Genomic DNA, 22,758 nt, shown 5'->3' with positions numbered 1-22,758 from the left:
GATTTACGCCATTAATTTAATGTTTGGATTATTCGGTCAGTGCGCAGTCAGCTGCGGAAAGATAACGCGGTAGCATTTTTCCCCAGCGCGAAATTTTGTTCATGGCTCCAATAATTAGCAGGCGTCGAGCCTCATCAAATTCTTCAAATTGCTTACCAACTTCATCGAGCTTGAATGTCGTAGGCTTTTCTCGGTTAGCCAGAGTTAAAACAGCAAACTTAAAATCATCATCCAGACGATTAAAATAACGTAGCGCTGGATTATCATTATTTTTACGTAGCAGACGGCGGCGCGCCTGAAACTGCTCAAAAGGCATTGGCTCTTTAACAGCCTCAAGGTGTGAGTGAATATTGACAGTCATTATTTACCCCATGCTTTTGACATACGTTGAATAAAATTGCGCTTCACAGATGACAGCTCACGCAAAAGCGCTTTCTGGTTGTTGCTCGGGTGCCAGCGCTTACCCTCGTTACCCATGATCCAGCCGTGGCCATATGACGGAGACGGGCTTTGACGCTTGAGCAAGGGCGCGACAGAAATTGTCATATTCACCTCAGCTCAGACCAATTGACGCACTAAGACCACTCAGCACATCAACTGTGTTTGCAAGCGCGGGATTAGACTGCACGCGGGCATGAACGCTTAAACCGATCAGCGAAAGGCATCGAATACCGGCGTTAACATTTTCCACAAAAGCGCTTTTGCACGATGGCGTCATTTTCTTACCTGATACTGCAGCAGCTGCCACCTTGCCGATCTCCGCAGTAGCCTGGAGAACGTAGTGGGTCATACGCTCGGCCTTCACTTCATTTAAAGGTACTGAAGGGCCGCACTTCATTTGGGCCAGCAGGCCATCAATCAGCGTTGGGTCTTCAGTTACATCAGTGATCACGGTGATTTCCATCGCCGTGAGCTGGTGAACCTGATCCGGGTTCAGCTTGTTACGCAGCGTCTGCTCATTCATCCCGACCTGGCGCGCCAGTTGCGCAATGTTGTGACGCTGGCCGAAGGTGCGGCAGGCGTTATCGAAATGCGGTTGTTTGGATACCTGATAATCAAACATGACGTAATGCCTCATTCATCCCAATATGGAACACATTAAGCCTGCATCGTGATTTCACAGCCTGCGGCCGCTTCAATCGTAAGTGCAACCATGTTGATTTCAATAAGACCGTTCACCCCTTCCTTCTTTCTGATAGGCAGGCGATTTTCACGGTACATCTGACGCACGGTTCCCTCCTTGTAACCTGTGCGGCGGCAGAACTCTTCCACCGTTACATAAGGCTCGGAGATAACGAGATTGATTGACGGGCGCATTGTAAGTTTACGGGTCATGATGCAAAATCCTCTGTTGAGTTAGGGGTAACTCTATTTATCACTATTCATCACACTTGATCACTATGAGTGATATTAGGATCGCAAATTGGAAAGGTCAACAAAAGATTTTACGAATCGTAAGGCTCCCGTATTGCCTGAAGGTGGTAAGGAACCGATTGAGCGCATGCTTCAGGCGTATGGGTTTAGCTCAAGACAGGCGCTCTGTAGGCATCTTGATGTGTCACAAAGCACGATGGCTAACCGCATTATGCGCGGTAACTTTCCTGCCGATTGGGTGCTTATTTGTTCAATGGAAACTGGTGCTTCACTTGAGTGGCTCACATATGGACGAGGAGAGCCCCAAACTGAAAACCATAGCGAACTCTCACCATGGATCGAGTGTATTAAAATCACAAATGGGACACCAGAAAAACCCAATTGGGTTAGCTATGATGCATCTCTTTTGCCGGATGACGTAGTAACTCCGCAGCTGATTATGTCCGAGCGCGTCACCTACATCGTTGACGCAAGCAAAACAGATATCACCGATGGATTTTGGCTAATAGAGATCGACAATGTTGTCAGTATCAGGGAGCTTTATCGCTTTCCCGGAAACCGCATTCGGGTTGAAAATGGAAAAGCATCCTTTGAGTGTCAGGTGAATGACATCAAAGCCATGGGGAAAGTTATCCTCCGAACGGAGCAGGTGTAGCAATAATGGCCGTAAGCAAACTCCCCTCTGGAAAATGGCAGGCACAGGTCTTTCCCAATGGCCGTGACGGGAAGCGCGTGCGCCGGCAGTTTGCCACAAAAGGCGAGGCTTTATCTTTCGAAAAATATTTGAAGGAAGAGGCTCAGGACAAGCCCTGGCTGGGCGAGAAAAATGATAAGCGCCGAGTAATCGACTTAGTGGATCTGTGGTTTAATGCGCACGGCATAACCTTGGCTGACGGGGAGCGCCGTCAAAGCACAATGACATTTGCCTGCGAAGCGATGGGAAACCCACTCGCCACCGAGTTCAGCGCAAAAATATTCTCTTCATACCGAGAGAAGCGCCTCAGCGGCAAGCTTACCCGTTCCAGCAGAGTGAAAACTGTCACGCCTCGCACCGTAAACCTTGAGCTAGCCTACTTCAGGGCGATGTTTAATGAACTGCGTAGGCTTGATGAATGGATGGCGCCCAACCCATTAGAGAACGTCAGAGAATTTAAGATCGGTGAGTCCGAGATGTCTTATCTTACTCATGATGATATTCGCACCCTGCTCACTGAATGTGAGAAAAGCCGCGCCAGTGATCTAACTGCTATCGTAAAAATTTGCCTGGCGACAGGAGCGCGCTGGAGTGAAGCGGAAGGACTAATGGGAAATCAAATCCGTGCGGGCCAAATTATTTACGTCAAGACGAAGGGTAAAAAAAATCGGGCCGTCCCTGTTAGTGAATCGTTAATTGCAGAGCTTCCAACAAGCCGTCGCGCAAAACCACTCTTCACCCCCTGCTATTCAGCTTTTAGAAAAGCTATACAACGAGCTGGCATTGAGACCCCACCAGGGCAATTGACGCATGTGTTGAGGCACACCTTCGCCTCGCACTTTATGATGAATGGCGGAAATATTTTAGTGCTGCAACGCATTCTGGGGCATACCGATATCAAAGTGACTATGCGCTATGCCCACTTCGCACCAGACCACCTTGCTGAAGCCATCACTTTGAATCCGTTAAACGGCCTTTAATTGGCAGCAAAATGGCAGCAGAGCGCAACGGTATTCAGCGCTATTTGTCGCTATATGGCCTGATGCTGCGATAAAAATCAGTAACTTACTGATTTCATTACCTTCCAGTTCGGACTCATAATCGCTTGGTCGCTGGTTCAAGTCCAGCTGGGGCCACCAGATTTTAGCTTTAGAATCATACGATTAAGCCATCCTGAAGGGGTGGCTTTTTTGTTTCTCAAACTTTGTGTCGCCAAAGTGTCGCGCGACCCTATCCGATCCCCTCCTTCTCTCACTCTCCTATCTCCCCTTTAAAAGCTTCGATATCGCCATGACCTGCCCCATCTTGCCAAGATCCATCGCAGAGGCATTAAAGAAAGTCAGACCGCTGGCACGCAGCAGAAATTTCTCTTTAGCTTCTTCCGGCAGTGCGCTGTTTTTCAATTCTTCTGCTTTGGCCACTACAGCGTCTTTAGTCTTGACTAACACACACTCCAGACGACGCAGCAGCGTGAATGGAAGGATCACACGGCCGTATTGAGATCGCTTGAAATCACCACGAAGCAGGTCAGCCACTGACCAGATAAAGGCAGCAGTTTGCGAAAAGTTATTGTCAGACATAAAATTCCGGAAAAGCGTTGAATACGTTACTTGCCATATACGGTCGACAACCTGTCGAAACGGCAAACGGAAGATACAACAAATGAGGTGGGGAAAATCATACAGCGCATGTGCGTGAGCACAAGCAACAAATTTCCCTCTAAAAAACTCCCCTCTACTTCATGATCCTCCTTTAAAGCTAATGATTTCCTTTAAATGCATCACTCATAGCAAGAGCACAATATCAATAACCAATTGATTATTAATATTAAATATTTAAAATTCGCATCTCTTTTAAATACCTGCTGTTCATATAGATAAGAACAGTGAAATCTATTAGAGTATTCCCAAAAGAAACACTTCCCTTCTTCTTGTTATCTATGGTGTAAAAAATGGATTCGCTGCTGCTTCCCGGCGTGCTGGTGCGTAATGGCATTTTGTCTATCGCTTCGGTTTTAAAAAATGATGCTGCCCCAGGATTTGTAACTATCCTGCTGGTTGCCACGCTTTGCTTTGCCGTTGTCCGCTGGCGCAAGCTGGTAAAAAGCCGCCGTAATGCTCTCAGCAGTATTCACAGCATTATTGCAAACACGCCTGAAGATAAGTTCAGCCAACATGTGGCTGAAATCGACGCCAGCATTGCTGAAGCCGATAAAACTGAAGAACAAAAAAGCGTGGCTGAAGCCTGGCATGAGTATCGGGAAACCCACGTGATCGACGATCAGGATGGCATACTTGTCGTACGCAATGCGGTCCGCCCCAGTCAGTTTTTTAATCTGGATGACCTGCATTTTACGCAAGGTTTCTGGCGTATCGTTCCGGGGCTATTTGTAACTATAGGCCTGTCTCTTACCTTCCTAGGCCTCATTTCTGCGCTTAACTCAATGAGTACCTCGCTGGATGATGGCGGTAGCGCGGCGTTAGAAGGGTTGCTTACCATCGCCTCTGCAAAGTTCATCATGTCCCTGACCGGTCTATGCTGTTCGATTGTCTTTACCGTAGCTTTAAGACGCGGTACGTCACATTTAGAAAAAGCGGTTCATGGCCTCAATAGCCTGATTGAAAAACGTCTGACGTTTATTAGCCTCGAAGATCTTTCTAATCGCCAGTTGAAAGCCACCATCGAGAGCCGCGAGCATTTCCGCAAGCTGGGACTGGAAATGGCTGCTGAGATTGGTCGTCCGCTGCGGGAAGACCTTCCAAAAGCGATCTCTGAGTCTATTAGTACGGCAATTACGCCGGTTATCGAACAAGTCAGCCGATTGGGCAACGATGGTGTGGGAGAAATGGTACAAAACCTCTCTTCACGCTTTTCTGAGGATGTCGGACGGGCTCTGGCACAAGCCAGCGAACGTATTTCTCTGGCAGGAGACCAGATCAAATTGCTGGCAGAGCGAATGGATCAAAGCTCAGGAAAAATGGGCAATGAAATGGAAAGCGCGATTGGCCGCTTAGGCCAAGCGGTGGAAACGCTGCGTGATGGCATGCAGCAAACGGCAGATACGGCTACGTCAGCATTCAATCAGGGTGCCGAAAACCTGCTGGCAACCATGAATTCAACCCTGCAGGGTATTAAAGACAATACCGGTGAAGGCGCGCGTGCGATGGGCGAAGCGGCTGCTGATATGAAAGCCGCCGCCTTGGGTATTCGTACCGAACTCGAAGTTGCAGCGAAACAGGGGGCTGAAGCGGCGCAGGCGCGTATGTCGGAATCAGCGTCTAAGGCCAGCGACGCGATTGGCCAGGCAGCAACACAAGTGCTGGGTGCTTTTGGCAATACCGCAGGTGAAATCACCAAAGCAACTGAGGCGATGACCCAGAAAGCCAGCAGCGAACTGCTTTCTCCTCTTTCTGATATCGCTGAAAAACTGGAAGACGTAATGGGCATGCTGACCGAAACCAGCACTGCATTACGACGAGCTTCTGATGGGATTAAAGAAGGTGCTGTAGCCTCGGAGAACGCTTCAGGCAGCTTCCGCACATCCGCCCAAACATTGACCAGCGCCGCCGATCCGATTCGGGCGATGATGGAGCGTATAGAAGTCAGCACACGCCAGCTGCGTGAGAGCAGTGAGAATAGCCTGTCGGCTATCGCCCAAGCCGCAAAAACCAATGCTGAACAATCTGCAATGACGCTTTCAGCTGCGCAAGAAACGTTGGGCGGGCAGCATCGAGCGGTTGAATCTACGCTAACTAATCTTCAGTCTTTGATTGCGGCTTTACGCAGTCAGGGCGAACGTCTGGATAGCATTGACGAAAAACTTGGCAAGGCATTCGACAGTTATCAACAGCAAGTTGCTACATCGGTTGAAACGCTCTTCGATCATGTCAAAACCATGCAGAAGGAACTCATGCCAGCGCTGGACACAATGCAGAGTATTGTAGAACAGGCTGAAAACTTCGCACCGAAACAAGGGCGAATCTCATGAGAGCCAACGCCAGTCGTAAGCGTCCACATGAAGAGGAAGAAGAGTCCGTTTTTGTCTCGATGACAGATATGACGGTCAGCTTTCTTTTCATTGTCATGGTGCTACTCGCTTTTTTTGCCAGCCGCTACAACGATAAGAACACTGTCCCGCGTGATGAGTATGAACAGGCGGTACAAACACGCGATAAAACCATCGTGGATTTGCGCGCTGAGATTGCGTTGTTAAAGCAGCTTGATCCGCAGGAACAGTATATGTCGCAGGCTGCTGCTGCCCGACTCAACTTACTCTATCAATTGCGCAATAATCTGAAGCAGTCGTTTCCTGAATTGCCGGTTGATGTCATTCCTGAAGAAGGCACGCTGCGCTTTCAGGGGGAAGGTTTGTTTACCAGCAATAGCTATACGCTAAGCGACGATAAGCGAAAAATCGTCGAAGCATTGGCGAAGACGCTCGATTCCCTGCTGCCCTGCTATACCTTCAGCCAAAGCGTCGGATGGAATAAAAGCTGCAATCCTTCGTTTGCCATTATTGAAGCGGTACAGATTGAGGGTCACACCGATTCCAAAGGCGAAGATCTTTATAACCTGAATCTTTCGACTAACCGAGCCATCACCACGTTTACCAGTATGCTTGCCGCAGCGCCAGACCTGATCGCACATTTTAATATGCGTAGCCAACCCGTTCTTTCTGTAGCGGGCTACGGCAAAATGCGTCCGGTTAAGCCCAATGACTTCCCGCAAAATATGGCGATGAATCGCCGTATCGATCTCCGCATCATTATGCATACACCGGCCAATTCAGCGGAAATTGAAGACATCCGCAAGCGCCTGATCGAGCCCCTGAAGAAGGATACGCCATGAAATTAAGCGATGTTTTTCTAAAGCCGGTAAACCTCTTCAAGCCAGCAATAGCTGTATCAAAAGGTTTAACGGTAAAGGTGCAGTCCGTTCATGAGCGCTGGCCCGATGTCGTTAAAGAAATTTCCGAGCACGATCGTGAAAAAGTGTTACGCAAGCTGCTTGGTTATGTCGAGCGCTGGGAATGGAATGATGTAAAAATGTCCTTTATCTGTTCAGGCGCACCGATTGTGTTTGATAAAGAGTTCAGAACTCAAGAAGAATTTGCTGTACTACAAGAGTTTTATCTGCGGGAAACCATTGTTACGGATTCAGCTCCCTTTATTTCTGCAATGATATCGGCCTATATCCGTAGTTATGAACCGGACTCTGCACACACAATCAAAATTAAAAACTGCCTTGATATCGCCAGCGAACATATGAGCGATAAGTGGAAAGATATTGTCGAGCAACTACCCGATTTCTTTAACGCTCACCAGGCGCATCAAGCTTTAGCAGAGAGAATGATGGAGATGGATGAGCCATGGAAGGAGCTTAAACAGTTTGGTATTACACGCCCGCACGATCCGGGGTTAATGTCGCACGCTCATCTGGCCTATATAGCATTACTGGCACCTGGGTTGAATGAAAGACCTGTTATTGAGAAGCTGTTTGCCTGGTTAAAACCCGATGGCCGAAGTGGCGTTTTGATGAATGGCGCAGCGGAAGCCATCAACGCGCTGTTATCACACTGGTTGCATAAACAACCCGACGAAGAACTTTCTCGCTACCTGACCGAAACGTTAGTAGCCTGGTACGAAGATCCGCGCCTGAGTCGCGGTGGCGTATGGGGTAGCGTAGAAGAATCTTGCCGGAATTTGATTATAAACTGGCTGACACGCGAGAATATTCTGTTCTTTCTGGATGTGGTTTCAAAAGTTGAAGACAGTCATATGTGGGAACCACGGCGTAAGTTTTGGTTAGGGCTTTATAATGAAGGCAAAATCACAGCGGCCTGGGTAGCATTTAGTGATATGGCATCCAGAAAAGCAAAAGAAATAAAAAGCTCAATGAGAGACTCATCAACACTTAACTTTGGCAATCAAACTGCTGGAGGTTATCGAGATAACACTTCATTACTTATTTTACAAATTGGCAAATGCATCGTTATCGAAGGCTCCCATAGTTATAAAGTGCATGTTTTCCGAAGCGACGATAAAAAAGCACCCGTTTTATTTCAAGAAAAATACAATGCAAATTTAATTAGAAATATTCCTGATATAACTCGTATTGCACATCTCGGCTATAGCTGGACCGACAAAGTGCGTGAACAAATTGAGTATCTGTCATGACATTTGCTTTCAATCATAATGCAGAAGCGATTACCCTCAATATTGCTGAAGAAAAACAGACTCTCATTAATCGTCTGTTTAAAAGACAGCGGCCCGCGACTTTGTCTGGCCTGACACATAACGATCGCGCCTTAGCTTTCGCTATCGCCGATCTGAAAGCGCTGGCAGAAGAATTTAGTGAACCTTTACACATCAGTGATAACGCCATCGTAATGAGTCATCATCTGGCAGGCCGACTGGATGCCGAAACAGCGCAGACGCTGGGCCTACCCCCTCTCGTCGATCTGACGTTGAAAACTGATATCGAAGGCTCACTCGGAAGCGATACCTTTTGCCTACATCATGAATGGCTACGCAACGGTGTTCGCCAAATACCACGCCGAACCGGGTCAATTTTATCCACATCTCAAGGGTCGCGCCGGTTGCCATTGTGGATGATGGAGGCTGTTGAGGTTGCCGAAAACTTTACGCCAGGCGGCGGAGAAGCATCGGACTGGGAATCGCTGGCGCGCTTCCGTCAGGCCCTTGATCCTGGCGTCCAGATGGGCCATGAAATCAATGCCGTCCGTGTCTCGCTGACCGACTTTATGCAAGGTTTAGAAGTCCGCATTGCCGATCGTTTTTCTATTTCCACCAGCTCAAATGGGGCTGATGATTTCGAAATCGTCCCTTTTTCCGGTAAAAACTTGGAAGAACTGGAAAGCAGCGGAGAAGCGGTTAGCGAGGCTGCAGGTGAGCTAAGTGAACAAATGTTACGTCGGTTCCAACAACGTGTCAGAACTCAAGGTGCGCTTTCCGCTTACCGTGTTGGTGAAGGCAATTATCTGGTCATTGACCGCAGCGCTCGTCCCATTCTTGATGTCATGGTGGAGAAGCAAAAGTCTTCACCTGAAAAACGACGCGCTTTTATTGAAAACCCACGACCTGCTATTACCAGTGCTGTTGAAAAATACTTAAGACAATCGGGCAAGTTGGATGGGCTCGACGATATAGGCGAAGAAGAAGCAATTGAAGCCGCAGCAGGTCCCGCATTTGTCGAAACTGTTGAATATTCCGAGCGTGTTAAAGGAATTTTGCATTACCGAAAAGGTGCTGTTTCTACGCCCATGACCGGAGAAACGGCCTGGTTGCCTGAGGTGATCCCTGATGCCCTGACCAACATTATCGCCGCGATGGATAGCCAGGCGCTGGCAAGCGTCTGCGAACAGTTGCGTAATGCTATAGATGCATCTCAGAATGAAGTTGAGATCGCGTCTCATCCTGTTAAAGCCACAGAAGAGACATTGCACGCGCTAGAAAAGCGTTTGGCTGACCTAAAAGAGATAGAAGGTCCAGCGGAAACAATTGAAATTGAAGATAGGTCTGAGGTTAATGGTCTACCTCCCGCTACGGTGATCCTGGATACTAAAGACAACTTTGAGGAGCTGTTCTGGCAGCCTAACCTTAAAGAACGTCCTGTATTTATTGATGAGCAACTTCCCGCGGGAGTTAAGACAGCATTGCGACCGCATCAGTTGGAGAGCTTTAGCTTGCAGCTTTCATCATGGAAGTCAGGCATGCCAGGCATTTTGAACGCAGATGAGCAAGGCTTAGGTAAGACACTTCAAACCATCGCATTTCTACGCTGGTTGAAAGAGAACAATAACGTCAGCAGTGCCAGCAATAAAGAGCGCGGGCCAATACTTATTGTTGCTCCTACATCATTGCTGGAAAACTGGGATGCTGAGGTCAGGCAGCACACTGATAGTGACGGACTTGGCCATTTGCTGCGCCTCTATGGTTCATCGCTAAGCCAGTATAAAAATTTCGATGCTAAAGGTGTCGAGACAAAAGATGGCAATACCTTACTGAATTTTCAGCAGTTGCATGAGTCAGTCAAGGAAGGAAAAGGCCATCGTTTCTGGATACTAACGACCTATACAACGCTAACTAATTACCAGCACTCTTTTGCGAAAATCCATTTCTCGGCCGTGGTATTTGATGAAATACAGGCGGTCAAAAATCCTGACTCGCTACGAGCTCGCGCCGCCCGCGCCGTCAATGCTAACTATCGAATTGGCCTGACAGGCACACCGATTGAAAATACCACGACCGATCTATGGGCGGTCATGGACCAATTGGCCCCCAGTTCTCTGGATACGTTGCGTAATTTCAACAGCCTGTATAGCGAACCTGATGAACAGAATATGCTTCAGCTGTATCAACAAGTCTTTGCACCTCGCAATCAACTGCCACCTTTAGCGTTCCGCCGTTTAAAAGAAGATGTTGCGAAAGAGCTGCCTGCAAAAACACGCTTTCTTCATCCGCGCCTGATGCCGGAAGGACAAGCTATTGCCTACGAAACGGCTCGTTTAAAACTTTCTCAGGGTGGCCCTGGCGCAGCACTCAAAATGCTGCAGCATATACGCGGTGTTTCAGTGCATCCGGCCATGGAAATGAGCGGCGACAATCAAAGTTTTATCGATGCCTCTGCGCGTCTTAATGCATGTTTTGAGATTTTGCATCGTATTAAAGCAAAAGGTGAGCGTGTTTTGGTTTTCATCGAACACCGCAAGATGCAGTTCCGATTTATGGAACTGGCTCGCCAGGAATTCGGCCTTGAGCATATTGATCATATCAACGGCGCTACGCCCATTCAAAAGCGTCAGATCATTGTGCGCCGATTCCAGCAGCATCTTAAGCAAGATCGTGGCTTCGACTTGCTGGTGCTCGGCCCTAAAGCGGCAGGAACGGGTTTAACATTGACTGCCGCAACACATGTCATTCACCTGTCTCGCTGGTGGAACCCTGCTGTTGAAGAGCAATGTAATGACCGTGTACATCGTATCGGCCAACAGCATCCAGTCCAGATTCATATGCCAATGGCAATACACACTGGCTATCAGGAACACTCTTTCGACTGCTTACTCCAGGGGCTGATGTCACGTAAACGAAGCTTAGCGCGAGCGGCCCTCTGGCCAATGGGTGATAGTGCTGGTGATATCGCACAGCTACAGGCAGCTTTAAGAAAAGACAGGTCTGAGGCGAATGGAGATATGTTAGAAACAAGCATCCGAATGATGTTTGAAAGAGATGCTGAAACTGATGGTACACGAATGGACGACGGATCATATCGAATCAGTTAGCTTAGTAATTTGCTTACTATTTAAAAGAGGATAACAAGGATGAGCTACTCCGGTTATTCCTGATTATGAACGGATTACATACGGGGAGCGGGACAAAGATCCGACATTACTGAGTGAGCGTTGTATCTAATCCTGGGGGCAGGTCAGCGAACGATGGTGAATCATTGGCAAACAATGGCAATCTATGCCAATGATAAATAATACAATCCATTGATTTTTGGTCGTTCCGGTAGGAACCCATAATCGCTTGGTCGCTGGTTCAAGTCCAGCTGGGGCCACCAGATTTTAGCTTTAGAATCATATAATTAAGCCATCCTGAAAGGGGTGGCTTTTTTGTTGGCTACAGAAAGTGTCGCAAAAGTGTCGCCCCGTTCTCCCTCTGCCCTCTCCGGATAGTGACTGGTTAATATTTAACTGATAGATTATCTATTCATCTACCTATTCACAAAGTGATTCAACCTTATGCCAGAACGCTCTGACAGGATACGCCAGTTGCTCAACCAGGGGCCGATGACTTCCCGGCAACTGACTGAAATAATGGGTATTAGCCAGCCAACGCTGTCCCGTGCATTGCGGACTCTCGGCGAGGAGATTGTGCGAATCGGAGCGGGTCCATCTATTCAGTATGCCCTGCATGATGCCTGGCGCGGATTCCGATCTGCCCCCATTTACCGTATCAGCGATGGAGGGCGCGTCAGGCCTCTTGGCGAGCTTATTCCGGTTCGTCCGGAAGGGTTTGTCATGATGCAGAGTGACGGCGTGAGCCTTCATAGCGACGGACTGCCTTGGTGGCTGTTTGATATGCGTCCGCAGGGGTACCTCGGGCGAGCCTATGCATCAAAGTATGCGGCCGAACTCGGCCTGCCCGCGAATCCAGAACAGTGGACAGACGCGGATGTGGTCAGGGCATTGCTCGCCCAGGGTCATGATGCTATCGGCAATCTGCTGATTGGCGAGCAGGCGCGGGAGCGCTTCCTCGAGATGCCGGAGCCCACCCCGCTTGAGCGCGCCATAGCGTATCCCGCGCTGGCGCTGGCGGCAGGGGCCGGTGAAGCGCCAGGGTCATCTGCTGGCGGTGAGCAGCCTAAGTTCTGCACCTATACGGATCGTGGTCACGTATTAGTGAAATTTTCGGCTCTGGACGATAACCCGGTTAGCGAACGCTGGCGCGATCTGCTGCTGGCCGAGCACCTGGCGCTGAGAGTGGTTGGGGTAGCAACAGAGATCGTAGATTTTGCTGGTCAGCGCTTCCTTGAGATCCCCCGCTTCGACCGCGTGGGCAAACTGGGCCGTATTGGCGTCTTCTCGCTGCGGGCACTCGATGCAGAGTTTGTCGGCAATGCCAGGGCTGGCTGGCCCGATCTGGTGAACAGCCTTGTCGCCGCAGGACATGTTCAGCCAGAAGCCGCTGCCGGCACCGCCCGGCTTTGGGCATTCGGGACGCTGATTGGTAATACCGACATGCACCACGGAAACCTGTCGTTCATCAGCGTTCATGGTCGCCCTTATCACCTCGCGCCCGCCTACGACATGCTGCCGATGGGGTTTGCCCCCAGAGCGGGGGGCGCAATCGTAAACGCGCTGCGCCCGGTATCGCTGCCGCAGGTGATTAGCGGGGATATCTGGCAGCAGGCGCTGGAGCTGGCCGAAAGCTTCTATGCTGCCGCCAGCGGCTGCAGCCGCTTCTCCCCCCGTTTCGCCCCGTGCCTTGACGCATTGCGCCATCACCTTGACGAAGCCAGATCGCGTATCGCCCGCCTGGGATAAAATGTGCGTGCAGCTTTGGGGGATTATTTTTAAATCAGCTGATTAAGCCACCTGTCACGATGGCTTTTTTGACGTTTTCACAGGGTCGATAAAGGCCTTAAAACTCTTAAAGACGGGGTTTACTGACTTCACCCACCCCAATCCACCTTCTCCCCAGCACCACCGTCAATACCACAATCGTCACGCCCGCCGCGAGGTGCATGGCGAAGTCCAGCACGTGCAGGTGGATCTCATGGCACAGCGACAGCAGCATCGAGGACATAAAAGCGATGCCGCAGCCGGCCAGCGCCAGGCTTTGCCGTGGATAGAGCGAACGGGTGCGCTGCAGGCTGATGATGGAGATGACGATCATCGGCAGGCTGGCGGAGAGCATAAACAGATAGCAGTGGATGCCCTCGCCGAAGCGGCCATGCTGCGGGACGGCGGCAGTGGGTGCGGTGTTAAGCAGGTTAAGCGCCAGCCACAGCACGGCGAGCAGCGCGGCCCAGCGCAGCCCGAGCGGCCTGCGGCCGGCGATACTGAGGTTAAAGGCCCCGGCGATTGTGCTGGCGCCGATAATCAGCGAGAGCAGCAGCGTGGCGAGCGCCATCAGCGCCCCGCTCTGCGTCCAGTCGGTGAAGCGGGTGTGCAGCGCCCAGCTGCTGAGCGTGCCGCACGGCAGCACCGCCGCGATCCAGGCAGCCACGCGCCAGCCGGTCGGCCAGGTGCGCTTCACCGGGCGGGCTGAGCCGCTAAGTTTGTCGATCAGATGGTCATGATTTCTCATGATTACCGCTTCCGTATTTACGTAGGTTGAGCATTGCGCGATGCAACAGTGATTTCACCGCCGGGACCGACAGATTATTCTGCGCCGCCGCCTGCGCCAGGCTCTGCTCGCGCAGATGAACGGACTCAACAATCTCCCGCTGGCGCAGCGGCAGGCTGCCGAGATAACCGTTCAGCTCTTCACCCTCGGTGGTGACATAAGCCCCCTCACGGGCGGGCTGCTGCTGCAGCGCTTCGTCGTCCTGCACTTCGTGGCGGCGCCCGCGCTGGCGCAGCGCATCAATCGCCCGCGCCGCGCTGATCGCCGCCACCCACGGCAGGATCGGGCGCTGCGGATCGTAGGTGTGACGCACGCGGTGAATCGCCATTAACGTCTCTTGGATCACATCCTCAATCAGCGCCTCATCGGCGATTTTTTTGCGCACGAAGCCGCGGATGGCGGGCACCATCGCTTTCAGCAGCTGGTTATAGGCGTCTCTGTCGCCTGCCTGGGCACGGGCCATGAGTGCTGGCCATAACCGCGCGCGGGCGTCAGTGTCCGCCATTGCCTGACCTGAGAAACTTAAGGCATCGCATTACGCAGAGGTTTACTCCCGTCTGTTTACGTTTTTTTTGCGCCGGCTGTCGCTTTATCGAGCGCCGAAATCACAATGTTTGGCGTCAGCACCTGCGGCAGCACCACCGGCTTACCGCCGTCGGCCGGATAAACCACGTAGAGTGGTAATCCACCCCGGCCAAAATCACTCAGCGCCTGCTCCACGTCCGGATTGTACTTCGTCGAGTCGGCGACCATATAGATGGTATCGGTACGCGCCATTGCCGCCTTCACCGCCTGGGTCGACAGCGAGGTGCGGTCGTTCACCTGGCAGGTAATGCACCATGACGCGGTAAAGTTCACCAGGATCGGTTTGCCCTGCCCTTTAATCGCATCGACGTTGGCCGGGGACCACGCCACGGCGGCGGCGGCTTCAGAAGCTTGCGCGCTGCCTGGCTCATCCGCCGACGCTTTAAGGTTAGCCAGCGGCGGCACCGCCAGCAAAATAAATAGCGCGGTAGCAATGTGCAGCGCCCAGTGGCGCTGGCCCATCATACGGCGTTTCTGCGCCATGCCATACAGCCAGGCGGCAAAGCTCACCAGCAGACAGCAGCCGAGGATCGCCGCCAGCGCCGCCGATCCCGCCTGGCGCTCCAGCACCCAGATTAGCCACGCCACCGCAGCGAGCATCGGGAAAGCCAGCGCATGCTTCAGCGTCACCATCCAGGTGCCCGGTTTTGGCAGCACGCGTGCCAGAAGCGGGAAGAAGGAGACCAGAGTGAAGGGCGCGGCAAAACCGAGCGCCAGCGCGATAAAGATCACCACGCTGACGGCGGGCGGCTGGGTCAGCGCATAGCCGACCGCGCTGGCCATAAACGGCGCGCTGCACGGGGTGGCGACGATAATCGCCAGCGCCCCGGTCAGCGCCGAGCCGGTCAGACCGCCGCGCCCGCTGCCCACTTCGCCGACGCGCTGCACCGACATCCCCACTTCAAACAGGCCGAACAGATTCAGTGCCGACAGCAGCATCACCAGGATCAGCAGCGCAATCACCAGCGGCGACTGCAGCTGGAAGCCCCAGCCCACCGCCGAGCCGCCGGAGCGGGCCAGCAGCAGTACGCCCACCAGCAGCAGCATGGTGACCACCACGCCCGCCAGAAACGCCAGCCCTTCCGCGCGCGCCTGGGCGGGCTTGTCGTGGTGGCGGATCAGGCTCAGCGCCTTCAGCGAGATAACCGGAAACACGCACGGCATCAGATTGAGAATAATGCCGCCAAGGAAGGCGGCGGCGATGGCAGTCAGCATGATGAACCCACTCAGGTTAGAAAGTTAAGCCGGGTTGGCCTGACGATATTTTTTCACCGCGTCCAGCGCTTTCTGGATATGCGCGTCCGGGTTTTTATCGGTGTAGCTCAGCAGGATTTTGCCATCGGGCGCAATCACGTAAGAGGTACGGTCAGAGAGGGTCTGGCCTTTCATCTCCATGGTGCTTTTATACTCTGCGGCCACTTTCGCGCCCGGGTCAGCGGCCACGGTGAACTTGTCGCGGCACTCAAGCTGGGAGAATTTAGCAATCTGATCAACGTTGCCGGCGGTGACGCCAATCACGGTGGCGCCCTGTTTTTTGAACTCATCGGTCGCTTCGGCAAAGGCGTGCGCTTCCAGCGTGCAGCCCGCGCTGAAGGCGGCCGGGAAGAAGTAGAGCACCACCGGCCCTTTTTGCAGCGCCTGCTGCAGATTAAAGGTGGTGGCTTTACCCGCCAGCGCAGCGCTCAGGTTGAAATCGGGGGCTTTCTCGCCCACCTGCAGCGCGGCGAGCGCGGAGGTGACGGGCAGTGTCAGGCTCAGAACGGCTGCGGCAGCCAGCGTACTTAACGAGGTTTTGTAACGCATGTTGTTTCTCCAGTATGAAAAAAGGCAGAGTGCCTGATGACCTTAACTGGAGTTTCGCTGGAGTTTGGGCAAAGGTTGCGGTGTGAAAAAAATATATTTAAACCAGCCCGATTATCCGGTCTGCTGCAGCGCCTGCGCCAGGGTCATATCCCGCGGCGAGGCTTCGCTGATATCCAGCTGGTGAAACGCCCCCAGCATCCACGCGACACAATGTTGCAGGCGGAAGAGGAATCAGCAGGCGATAAGTGCACGCTTTGCCCTGGATTAGCGCGGGAACCAACGGATATAGATTTTGCGTACCCTCTCTGAAAACCGGTGTTGAAGGGTGGCGCCTGACTGGGATAAGCCCGAAATATTTTTATGCGGTGTTTAAGGCTCGGTATTCAACAATTTTTTGCGTTGATGTTAGAATTCAGCAACACAGCTAATGATTTAACAACCATGGAAGATGTTCATGAAAAAAATTCTGGGGTTAGCCCTGTTCACTGCTGCTTTTAATCTGCACGCTGCCTTTATTCATCCAATGGATTTCGACGGGTCGGAAGCCCAAAAAAAAGAAGTGATTGAATACATTCAGGCAAAAGTGAAAAAAGACTACTGTGAAGGCAGTATCGATATGTGCCAACCTACCACGTTGCGCATGATGGAAAAGCAAAACCTCAATGCTTTCAAGCAGATGACACAAGCCAAAAATCGCCCAGTAATGGACAAAGTGATTGCGGATTATTGCCAGGGCGCTATTGATATGTGTAATTACAACAACTTAGATATGATGTACAAACAAAATGTAAAAGCCAGCGGCGAGAAACTTAGCTGGTAATTACGTCACATTAGGTCATATCAGATGGCCTGCCCCCTCATTTAAGCTGATTACTCACCCGCCACCAGCGCTGCCGCTGCTGGCACAGCTGCAGGTGGCAATACTGAAGCCGTTCGAGGTCCAGCCCGGCAATCGCGCCCTGCATCAGCGGCGCGGCAACGCTCTGGCGCTGCTGCCAGCGCTCAAGGCTGCGCGCCAGCGCGTCCTGGCTGCTGCTGTGCAGCGAATCGGTTAACACCGCCTGATTATCCGCCAGCTGCTGCGCCGTCAATGCGGCCAGCTGCTGCGTCATCTGCGATAAAAATTCGTCAATGCACTGCCACAGCTGCGCCACGCTGAAGGTGGGCGACTGCAGCGCAAACAGGATGCCAGGCTGGCCCGCCACCTGCTGAAAACGACAGCTGACCACATAGCCAATATTCTGCTCCACGCGCAGGCGCTGGAAAAAAGCCGGCTGATAAATTAGCGCCAGCAGCTGCCACGCGGCGAGGCATGCGGCGCTATTCTCTGCCAGTGGGCAGAACAGCAGCAGCGCGGCGTCGGGGCTGGCGGTGGCAATGGCATATTCAGGCTGCGGCGCGATGGGCTCGGCCAAGGCGCGCACCGCCGGGTTGATTGCGCCGGGGAAGGCACTCAGCAGCTGCGCCAGCTGTTGATGCAGCGCCGCGTCGCCCCCTTCCAGCGTGGCCTGCCAGGCAACGTGGGGCAGCATGTTGCCTGCCGGAGTGTCACCGGCCGCCTGCAGCAGTTCCGGTAACACCTCCAGCAGCGCACGTACCGCAATGCCTGCATGCCGTGCCTGCTGCTGGCGCTGATGTGCGCGTTTGCCCTGGGCGATCGCCTGCGGCGCGAGCGATCGCAGGCGGACGATCAGATCGCTCAGCGTGCTCACCATCAGCAGCGGGCTGGCGCTGAGCTGGATCAACCACAGCCCCTGATGGCGGCTGACGCTGAGTGCGGCATCCTGATGCACGCAGCTGGCCGCCAGCGATCGCAGGCTGGCCTGCAGGATCTCGCCCCAGGACGCAGGCAGCGCCTCCAGCGGGCTGAGCAGCAGGATCGGTTGCTCAGGGCCGGGCTGATGGTGGAGTAATGCCTGATGCACCGGCAATGTCGGCGTTACCGTGCCGGCAGGCTGCGGATAGAAGCGCAGATCCGGGCCAGCGCGGCGTGCCGGTTTAAACGGCCCTGACTGGTAGCGTAAGGGGAACCCCTGCGCAGCCCGCAGCGGCAGCGGCCGATCGGAGATGCGCAGGCGGGTCGCGCGTGCCGGGTGCAGCCCCTCCAGCAGCGCGTTGAGATCCACATCGGCTGCCTGCACGGGCGCAAAGCCAAACGCCCGTTCGCGCAGCTGGTCCATCGGCGGCAGCCGGGAAAAGTGCCGATCCGCCAGCTGCGCCGCGTGCTGGCGCTGCTGCGCGGTGAGCTGCGTGAGCTGCTGGAGCCAGTGCAGCACCCGGCCTTCCACCGCCGCGGACTGCTGCCGATCCACCAGCGTCAGCTCAATGCTGACCACCGTCTGCGAAGCGCTGCGGTAAGCCAGCAGCAGGCGCGCCTCATCGGCGAGATCGTCGGCGCGCAGCGCGGCCATCAGCCCGCCCTCTGCTTCATCCAGCAGCAGCTGGCGCAGCAGCGTCAGCTCGCGTTGATACTCCCCGTCCAGCAGGTATGAGAGGCGCAGGCGCGGCGCACCGCTGAGCTGCAGGGCGATATCCCGCTGCGGAGCCAGGCGCAGCGCGGGCAGCGGCGCCAGGGCGACCTCCTCGTTGACGAACGTGCTGGCGTGATGCTGCGCCAGCTGCCCTAGCTCGTCGTCACTCTGCGGCCCGTGCAGCCACAGCGTCATATGCGGCGCGCGGTAATAGCGCTGATGGAACTGGCGCAGCGCGGCAAGCAGCGCCGCGATGTCGCTGCCAAAATGCCGGGCATTGCCCGCCTGAAAACGCTGCCACGGATGCGGCTGAAAGGCGCTGCTGAGCGCCGCCTCACACAGCGTCTCCTGATGGCTGCTCAGCAGCTGGCACTCGGCGTCGAGGGTGGCGATTTCCTGGCGGATGGCCTCCTCAGCCAGCAGCGGCGCCGCCAGCATATCGCTGAGCCGCGCCAGCGCTTCTGCCAGCTGGGAGGGCGCGCACTCGAAGAAGAAAGCCGTGCTGCTGCCCTGGGTGGTGGCATTCAGCCGGCCACCCTGCGCGGGCAGCCAGCTCATCAGCCGCTGCGCGCCGCTGAAGCTGCGGCTACCGGCGAACAGCAGATGCTCCAGCAGATGTGCCAGCCCCGGCCACGCGTCCGGTTCCTGGTGGCTGCCGACATCAACCTGCAGCAGCGCCGCCGCACGGGTGGCCTGCGGGTCGCTGACCCGCTCAACCCGCAGGCCGTTACTGAGGCGCAGCATCCGTCAGCCCTTGAAGATCAGCTGCGCGTTAACCCGCTGGGAGTTAGCGCGGTTGCGGAACTGCAGCTGGTTCACCTGGATATTGGTGCAGTTGGCCTGCTCACGCGCGGCGAGGATTTGGTGGTGATGCTCCGATTTACTGCACACCGGGTCGGTGTTGTCGGCGCTGCCGGTCAGCATAAACGCCTGGCAGCGGCAGCCGCCGAAGTCCTTCTCCTTCTCCGAACAGGAGCGGCACGGCTCCGGCATCCAGTCAAAGCCGCGATAGCGGTTAAAGCCGAAGGAGTTAAACCAGATATCCTGCAAACTCTGCTCCAGCACCGACGGAAACTGCACCGGCAGCTGGCGCGCGCTGTGGCACGGCAGCGCGGTGCCTTCCGGCGTGACGCTGAGGAAGATCGCGCCCCAGCCGCCCATGCACGGCTTGGGCCGCTCTTCATAGTAGTCCGGGGTGACAAACAGCAGGTTGGCGAGGTTATCGCTGGCGGCCATCTTCTCACGGTAGCGATGCACCACCGCTTCAGCGCGTTCAATCTGCTCACGCGTCGGCAGCAGCCCTTCGCGGTTAAGCTGCGCCCAGCCGTAAAACTGGCAGGTCGCCAGCTCAACGTCATCCGCTTCCAGCTCAATGCACAGCTCGATAATGCGATCGATCTGATCGATATTGTGGCGGTGCAGCACGAAGTTAAGCACCATCGGGTAGCCGTGGGCCTTCACCGCACGCGCCATCTCCAGCTTTTGCTGGAACGCCTTCCTGGAGCCGGCCAGTGCCGCATTCAGCACTTCATCGCTGGCCTGGAAACTGATCTGAATATGATCCAGCCCGGCCTCGGCGAAGGCGTCGATCTTCTTCTGCGTCAGGCCGATCCCCGAGGTGATCAGGTTGGTGTAGAAGCCGAGATCGCGCGCCGCCTTGATAAGCTCAGCCAGATCCTTACGCACCAGCGGTTCACCGCCGGAGAAGCCGATCTGCACCGCGCCCATCGCGCGCGCCTGTTTGAACACCTCGATCCACTGTTCGGTGCTCAGCTCTTTCTCCTGCTGGGCAAAGTCGAGCGGGTTCGAGCAGTACGGGCACTGCAGCGGGCAGCGGTAAGTCAGCTCCGCCAGCAGCCACAGCGGTGGCTTAACGTGGGATTCAGGCTGGTTCACGGAAAATTATCCACTTCTGCTCGCGCGCCGCCGCGAAGAAATCGATGACGTCATCGTCCACGCCGCCCGCTTCCGGGAAGCGTGCGTTCAGGGCATCGACGATCTGCGCCAGCGTGCGTGTGCCATCCACCAGTTCAAGGATCAGGGTGGCGCTGTCGTTGAGTTTCGCCATGCCTTCCGGGTAGAGGATCACATGGCAGCCCTGCACTTCTTCCCACTGCAGGCGGTAGCCGCGGCGGAACATCGGGATGGTTTGTGGGGTGCTCACAGCAGCCCTCCTTTATGCCAGACGGGCTGGTCGGTGACGGTGTGATACGGTGGGCGCTGCAGGACGTAGGCCATGGTCATCGCATCGAGCATGCTCCACAGAATATCGAGCTTGAACTGCAGGATCTCCAGCATGCGCTGCTGCTTCTCCACCGTGTCGCAGTACTCCAGCGCCAGCTGCAGGCCGTGCTCCACGTCGCGGCGAGCCTGGCTGAGGCGGCCACGGAAGTAGCCGTAGCCCTCTTCTTCAATCCACTGATAGTGCTGCGGCCAGCTGTCGAGGCGCGACTGGTGGATCTGCGGGGCGAACAGCTCGGTCAGCGAGCTGCAGGCCGCTTCCTGCCACACCGCGCGGCGGGCAAAGTTGACGTAGGCATCCACCGCGAAGCGCACGCCAGGCAGTACCATGCGCCCGGAGAGCAGCACCTCACGATCCAGCCCTACCGCTTCACCCAGGCGCAGCCAGGCTTCAATACCGCCGTCGCTGTCGCCCTGGCCGTCATGATCGAGGATGCGCTGCACCCATTTACGGCGCGTCAGGGGATCCGGGCAGTTCGCCATGATCGCCGCATCTTTTAGCGGGATGCTGGTCTGGTAGTAAAAGCGGTTCGCCACCCAGCCCTGGATCTGCTCACGCGTCGCCTCGCCGTTGTGCATGGCAATATGGAAAGGGTGATGGATGTGGTAACAGGCGCCGCGGTCGCGCAGCGCCTGCTCAAACTGCTCAGGGGTCATCAGGGTCGGAGTGCTCATAGTTCGATACTCATGCCGTCAAAACTGACCTCAATGCCCTGCCGGGTTAGCGCGGCACGCTCGGCGGAGGATTCATCGAGGATCGGATTGGTGTTGTTAATGTGGATCAGGATCTTACGCCTGGCGGGCAGATCGGCGAGCAGCGCCATCAGCCCCTGCTCTTCGCCCAGCGCCAGGTGGCCCATATCGCGCCCGGTATTGCGCCCGACGCCGGTGTTTGCCAGCTCGTTATCCTGCCACAGCGTGCCGTCAATCAGCAGGCAGTCAGCCTGCGCCATCAGCGCCAGCAGCGCATTATCCGGCTCGCCGAGGCCCGGTGCGTACAGTAGCTTGCTGCCGGTTTCGCGGTTTTCGATCATCAGCGCGATGTTATGGCCAGGCAGCGGGCGCCCGCGATACGGCGAATAGGGCGGCGCGTTGCTGAGGATGGCAATCGGGGTAAATGTCAGCGCCGGGCAGACCGCCACGGAGAACGGCTCGCCGGGCTGAATAGCGTGATGCTGCAGCCCGCCGTTCCAGTGCTTCAGCATGGTGAAGATCGGGAAGCCGCTGGTCAGGTCCGCGTGCACTTCTGGCGTACACCACACCTGGTGTGGGCAGCCTTCGCGCAGGTTGAGCAGCCCGGTGCAGTGGTCGATCTGGCTGTCGGTGAGGATGATCGAGCCAATCGCCGTGCCGCGCAGCGCGCCGTGCTTATTGAGTTCGGGATTGGCGGCGATCTGGTGGCAGATATCGGGCGACGCGTTACACAGCACCCAGTCGCTGCCGTTATCACTGACGGCTATCGAGGACTGGGTACGTGCCGTAGCCGGGATGCTGCCATCGCGCACGCCCTGGCAGTTGCGGCAGTTACAGTTCCACTGCGGGAAGCCGCCACCGGCCGCAGAGCCGAGAACTTTGATTTTCATGGGGAAACCGGGAGTAGGAATTAAAAATGCCCGCAATAACGCAGGCATCAATGCAATTGCCTAAATAATTCGTGCTGTAACAAGGCAGCAACGCAGCACATCCCCGGGAGCTTACATCAGTAAGTGACCGGGGT

The 22,758-nt window shown here is 54.8% G+C and carries 21 protein-coding genes and 1 pseudogene; 8 read left to right on the top strand and 14 right to left on the bottom strand.

Features of this window, described 5'->3' with window-relative positions:
• Nucleotides 1-28: 28 nt before the first annotated feature.
• The 4 genes from ACLI4M_RS12710 to ACLI4M_RS12695 are packed head-to-tail and all read right to left on the bottom strand — an operon-like array spanning nt 29 to nt 1,335.
• The gene (locus ACLI4M_RS12710; protein ID WP_413449717.1) at nt 29-361 is read right to left on the bottom strand and encodes a hypothetical protein; all 333 of its coding nucleotides are present in this window, start codon (nt 359-361) and stop codon (nt 29-31) included.
• Nucleotides 361-546 carry a phage filamentation protein Fil family protein gene (locus ACLI4M_RS12705; RefSeq protein WP_133624786.1) on the bottom strand — a complete coding sequence of 62 codons (186 nt, stop codon included), beginning with the start codon at nt 544-546 and terminating at the stop codon, nt 361-363. Before ACLI4M_RS12705 ends, ACLI4M_RS12710 begins: the two co-directional genes overlap by 1 nt.
• 7 nt (nt 547-553) lie before the next feature.
• Nucleotides 554-1,063 (bottom strand): phage regulatory CII family protein, encoded by a 510-nt coding sequence (locus ACLI4M_RS12700; RefSeq protein WP_133624788.1) that lies wholly within the window; start codon nt 1,061-1,063, stop codon nt 554-556.
• Nucleotides 1,064-1,098: 35 nt separating this feature from the next.
• The gene (locus ACLI4M_RS12695) at nt 1,099-1,335 is read right to left on the bottom strand and encodes a regulator (RefSeq protein WP_133624790.1); all 237 of its coding nucleotides are present in this window, start codon (nt 1,333-1,335) and stop codon (nt 1,099-1,101) included.
• A gap of 88 nt (nt 1,336-1,423) precedes the next feature.
• Between ACLI4M_RS12695 and ACLI4M_RS12690 the strand changes: the two genes are divergently transcribed.
• Together ACLI4M_RS12690 and ACLI4M_RS12685 are read left to right on the top strand one after the other, a co-directional pair.
• A complete protein-coding gene (locus ACLI4M_RS12690; RefSeq protein WP_413449716.1) occupies nt 1,424-2,029 on the top strand; it encodes a phage repressor protein CI in 606 nt (201 codons plus the stop codon).
• A gap of 5 nt (nt 2,030-2,034) precedes the next feature.
• On the top strand, nt 2,035-3,048 hold the full coding sequence (locus ACLI4M_RS12685; protein WP_133624792.1) for a phage integrase: 1,014 nt from the start codon (nt 2,035-2,037) through the stop codon (nt 3,046-3,048).
• A gap of 315 nt (nt 3,049-3,363) precedes the next feature.
• Here the strand turns inward: ACLI4M_RS12685 and ACLI4M_RS12680 are convergent.
• A pseudogene (locus ACLI4M_RS12680) lies at nt 3,364-3,648 on the bottom strand (type I restriction-modification system subunit M N-terminal domain-containing protein); the annotation flags it as partial.
• Between the two features lie 371 nt (nt 3,649-4,019).
• Between ACLI4M_RS12680 and ACLI4M_RS12675 the strand changes: the two are divergent.
• From ACLI4M_RS12675 to yjjJ, 5 genes are all read left to right on the top strand, one after another.
• Nucleotides 4,020-6,056, top strand: coding sequence for a hypothetical protein (locus ACLI4M_RS12675; protein ID WP_133624794.1), 2,037 nt, complete (start codon nt 4,020-4,022; stop codon nt 6,054-6,056).
• Nucleotides 6,053-6,916 (top strand): OmpA family protein, encoded by an 864-nt coding sequence (locus ACLI4M_RS12670; RefSeq protein WP_133624796.1) that lies wholly within the window; start codon nt 6,053-6,055, stop codon nt 6,914-6,916. The genes ACLI4M_RS12675 and ACLI4M_RS12670 overlap by 4 nt, the downstream gene beginning before the upstream one ends.
• Complete coding sequence (locus ACLI4M_RS12665; protein WP_133624798.1) at nt 6,913-8,244, top strand: EH signature domain-containing protein; 1,332 nt, start codon at nt 6,913-6,915, stop codon at nt 8,242-8,244. The genes ACLI4M_RS12670 and ACLI4M_RS12665 overlap by 4 nt, the downstream gene beginning before the upstream one ends.
• Nucleotides 8,241-11,369, top strand: a complete 3,129-nt coding sequence (locus tag ACLI4M_RS12660; protein ID WP_133624800.1) for a DEAD/DEAH box helicase — start codon at nt 8,241-8,243, stop codon at nt 11,367-11,369. The genes ACLI4M_RS12665 and ACLI4M_RS12660 overlap by 4 nt, the downstream gene beginning before the upstream one ends.
• Before the next feature lie 462 nt (nt 11,370-11,831).
• Entirely contained in the window at nt 11,832-13,136 is a 1,305-nt protein-coding gene (gene yjjJ, locus ACLI4M_RS12655) for a type II toxin-antitoxin system HipA family toxin YjjJ (RefSeq protein ID WP_133624802.1), read from the top strand.
• A gap of 106 nt (nt 13,137-13,242) precedes the next feature.
• On the opposite strand, the gene ACLI4M_RS12650 is transcribed toward yjjJ, so the two are convergent.
• Genes ACLI4M_RS12650 through ACLI4M_RS12635 form a run of 4 tightly spaced genes read right to left on the bottom strand, consistent with a single transcriptional unit; the run spans nt 13,243 to nt 16,329 of the window.
• On the bottom strand, nt 13,243-13,902 hold the full coding sequence (locus ACLI4M_RS12650; protein WP_133624804.1) for an NrsF family protein: 660 nt from the start codon (nt 13,900-13,902) through the stop codon (nt 13,243-13,245).
• Nucleotides 13,889-14,446, bottom strand: a complete 558-nt coding sequence (locus ACLI4M_RS12645; protein ID WP_133624806.1) for a sigma-70 family RNA polymerase sigma factor — start codon at nt 14,444-14,446, stop codon at nt 13,889-13,891. Before ACLI4M_RS12645 ends, ACLI4M_RS12650 begins: the two co-directional genes overlap by 14 nt.
• A 56-nt stretch (nt 14,447-14,502) precedes the next feature.
• On the bottom strand, nt 14,503-15,741 hold the full coding sequence (locus ACLI4M_RS12640) for a cytochrome c biogenesis protein CcdA (RefSeq protein WP_133624808.1): 1,239 nt from the start codon (nt 15,739-15,741) through the stop codon (nt 14,503-14,505).
• A 24-nt stretch (nt 15,742-15,765) separates the two neighbouring features.
• Entirely contained in the window at nt 15,766-16,329 is a 564-nt protein-coding gene (locus ACLI4M_RS12635) for a peroxiredoxin (RefSeq protein WP_133624810.1), read from the bottom strand.
• A 454-nt stretch (nt 16,330-16,783) separates the two neighbouring features.
• On the opposite strand from ACLI4M_RS12635, the gene ACLI4M_RS12630 reads away from it, so the two are divergent.
• Complete coding sequence (locus ACLI4M_RS12630) at nt 16,784-17,149, top strand: hypothetical protein (RefSeq protein WP_133624812.1); 366 nt, start codon at nt 16,784-16,786, stop codon at nt 17,147-17,149.
• 37 nt (nt 17,150-17,186) lie between these two features.
• On the opposite strand, the gene pqqF is transcribed toward ACLI4M_RS12630, so the two are convergent.
• Genes pqqF through pqqB form a run of 5 tightly spaced genes read right to left on the bottom strand, consistent with a single transcriptional unit; the run spans nt 17,187 to nt 22,624 of the window.
• Nucleotides 17,187-19,544, bottom strand: a complete 2,358-nt coding sequence (gene pqqF / locus ACLI4M_RS12625; RefSeq protein WP_133624814.1) for a pyrroloquinoline quinone biosynthesis protein PqqF — start codon at nt 19,542-19,544, stop codon at nt 17,187-17,189.
• 3 nt (nt 19,545-19,547) lie between these two features.
• The gene (gene pqqE / locus ACLI4M_RS12620) at nt 19,548-20,696 is read right to left on the bottom strand and encodes a pyrroloquinoline quinone biosynthesis protein PqqE (protein ID WP_048917295.1); all 1,149 of its coding nucleotides are present in this window, start codon (nt 20,694-20,696) and stop codon (nt 19,548-19,550) included.
• The gene (pqqD, locus tag ACLI4M_RS12615; RefSeq protein ID WP_336223397.1) at nt 20,683-20,964 is read right to left on the bottom strand and encodes a pyrroloquinoline quinone biosynthesis peptide chaperone PqqD; all 282 of its coding nucleotides are present in this window, start codon (nt 20,962-20,964) and stop codon (nt 20,683-20,685) included. Before pqqD ends, pqqE begins: the two co-directional genes overlap by 14 nt.
• On the bottom strand, nt 20,961-21,716 hold the full coding sequence (gene pqqC, locus ACLI4M_RS12610) for a pyrroloquinoline-quinone synthase PqqC (RefSeq protein WP_048917296.1): 756 nt from the start codon (nt 21,714-21,716) through the stop codon (nt 20,961-20,963). Before pqqC ends, pqqD begins: the two co-directional genes overlap by 4 nt.
• Nucleotides 21,713-22,624 (bottom strand): pyrroloquinoline quinone biosynthesis protein PqqB, encoded by a 912-nt coding sequence (gene pqqB, locus ACLI4M_RS12605; protein ID WP_133624816.1) that lies wholly within the window; start codon nt 22,622-22,624, stop codon nt 21,713-21,715. Before pqqB ends, pqqC begins: the two co-directional genes overlap by 4 nt.
• Nucleotides 22,625-22,758: the final 134 nt, after the last annotated feature.

Source organism: Erwinia sp. LJJL01, assembly GCF_047300805.2.
Classification (GTDB): domain Bacteria; phylum Pseudomonadota; class Gammaproteobacteria; order Enterobacterales; family Enterobacteriaceae; genus Erwinia; species Erwinia aphidicola.
Note: the sequence above shows the minus strand (reverse complement) of the source record. Positions and strands in the feature narration are given on the sequence as shown.

Coding starts and splice junctions, on each gene's coding strand:
- ACLI4M_RS12710 (WP_413449717.1), bottom strand. CDS start 361: ATGACTGTCAATATTCACTCACACCTTGAGGCTGTTAAAGAGCCAATG.
- ACLI4M_RS12705 (WP_133624786.1), bottom strand. CDS start 546: ATGACAATTTCTGTCGCGCCCTTGCTCAAGCGTCAAAGCCCGTCTCCG.
- ACLI4M_RS12700 (WP_133624788.1), bottom strand. CDS start 1,063: ATGTTTGATTATCAGGTATCCAAACAACCGCATTTCGATAACGCCTGC.
- ACLI4M_RS12695 (WP_133624790.1), bottom strand. CDS start 1,335: ATGACCCGTAAACTTACAATGCGCCCGTCAATCAATCTCGTTATCTCC.
- ACLI4M_RS12685 (WP_133624792.1), top strand. CDS start 2,035: ATGGCCGTAAGCAAACTCCCCTCTGGAAAATGGCAGGCACAGGTCTTT.
- ACLI4M_RS12675 (WP_133624794.1), top strand. CDS start 4,020: ATGGATTCGCTGCTGCTTCCCGGCGTGCTGGTGCGTAATGGCATTTTG.
- ACLI4M_RS12670 (WP_133624796.1), top strand. CDS start 6,053: ATGAGAGCCAACGCCAGTCGTAAGCGTCCACATGAAGAGGAAGAAGAG.
- ACLI4M_RS12665 (WP_133624798.1), top strand. CDS start 6,913: ATGAAATTAAGCGATGTTTTTCTAAAGCCGGTAAACCTCTTCAAGCCA.
- ACLI4M_RS12660 (WP_133624800.1), top strand. CDS start 8,241: ATGACATTTGCTTTCAATCATAATGCAGAAGCGATTACCCTCAATATT.
- yjjJ (WP_133624802.1), top strand. CDS start 11,832: ATGCCAGAACGCTCTGACAGGATACGCCAGTTGCTCAACCAGGGGCCG.
- ACLI4M_RS12650 (WP_133624804.1), bottom strand. CDS start 13,902: ATGAGAAATCATGACCATCTGATCGACAAACTTAGCGGCTCAGCCCGC.
- ACLI4M_RS12645 (WP_133624806.1), bottom strand. CDS start 14,446: ATGGCGGACACTGACGCCCGCGCGCGGTTATGGCCAGCACTCATGGCC.
- ACLI4M_RS12640 (WP_133624808.1), bottom strand. CDS start 15,741: ATGCTGACTGCCATCGCCGCCGCCTTCCTTGGCGGCATTATTCTCAAT.
- ACLI4M_RS12635 (WP_133624810.1), bottom strand. CDS start 16,329: ATGCGTTACAAAACCTCGTTAAGTACGCTGGCTGCCGCAGCCGTTCTG.
- ACLI4M_RS12630 (WP_133624812.1), top strand. CDS start 16,784: ATGAAAAAAATTCTGGGGTTAGCCCTGTTCACTGCTGCTTTTAATCTG.
- pqqF (WP_133624814.1), bottom strand. CDS start 19,544: ATGCTGCGCCTCAGTAACGGCCTGCGGGTTGAGCGGGTCAGCGACCCG.
- pqqC (WP_048917296.1), bottom strand. CDS start 21,716: ATGAGCACTCCGACCCTGATGACCCCTGAGCAGTTTGAGCAGGCGCTG.
- pqqB (WP_133624816.1), bottom strand. CDS start 22,624: ATGAAAATCAAAGTTCTCGGCTCTGCGGCCGGTGGCGGCTTCCCGCAG.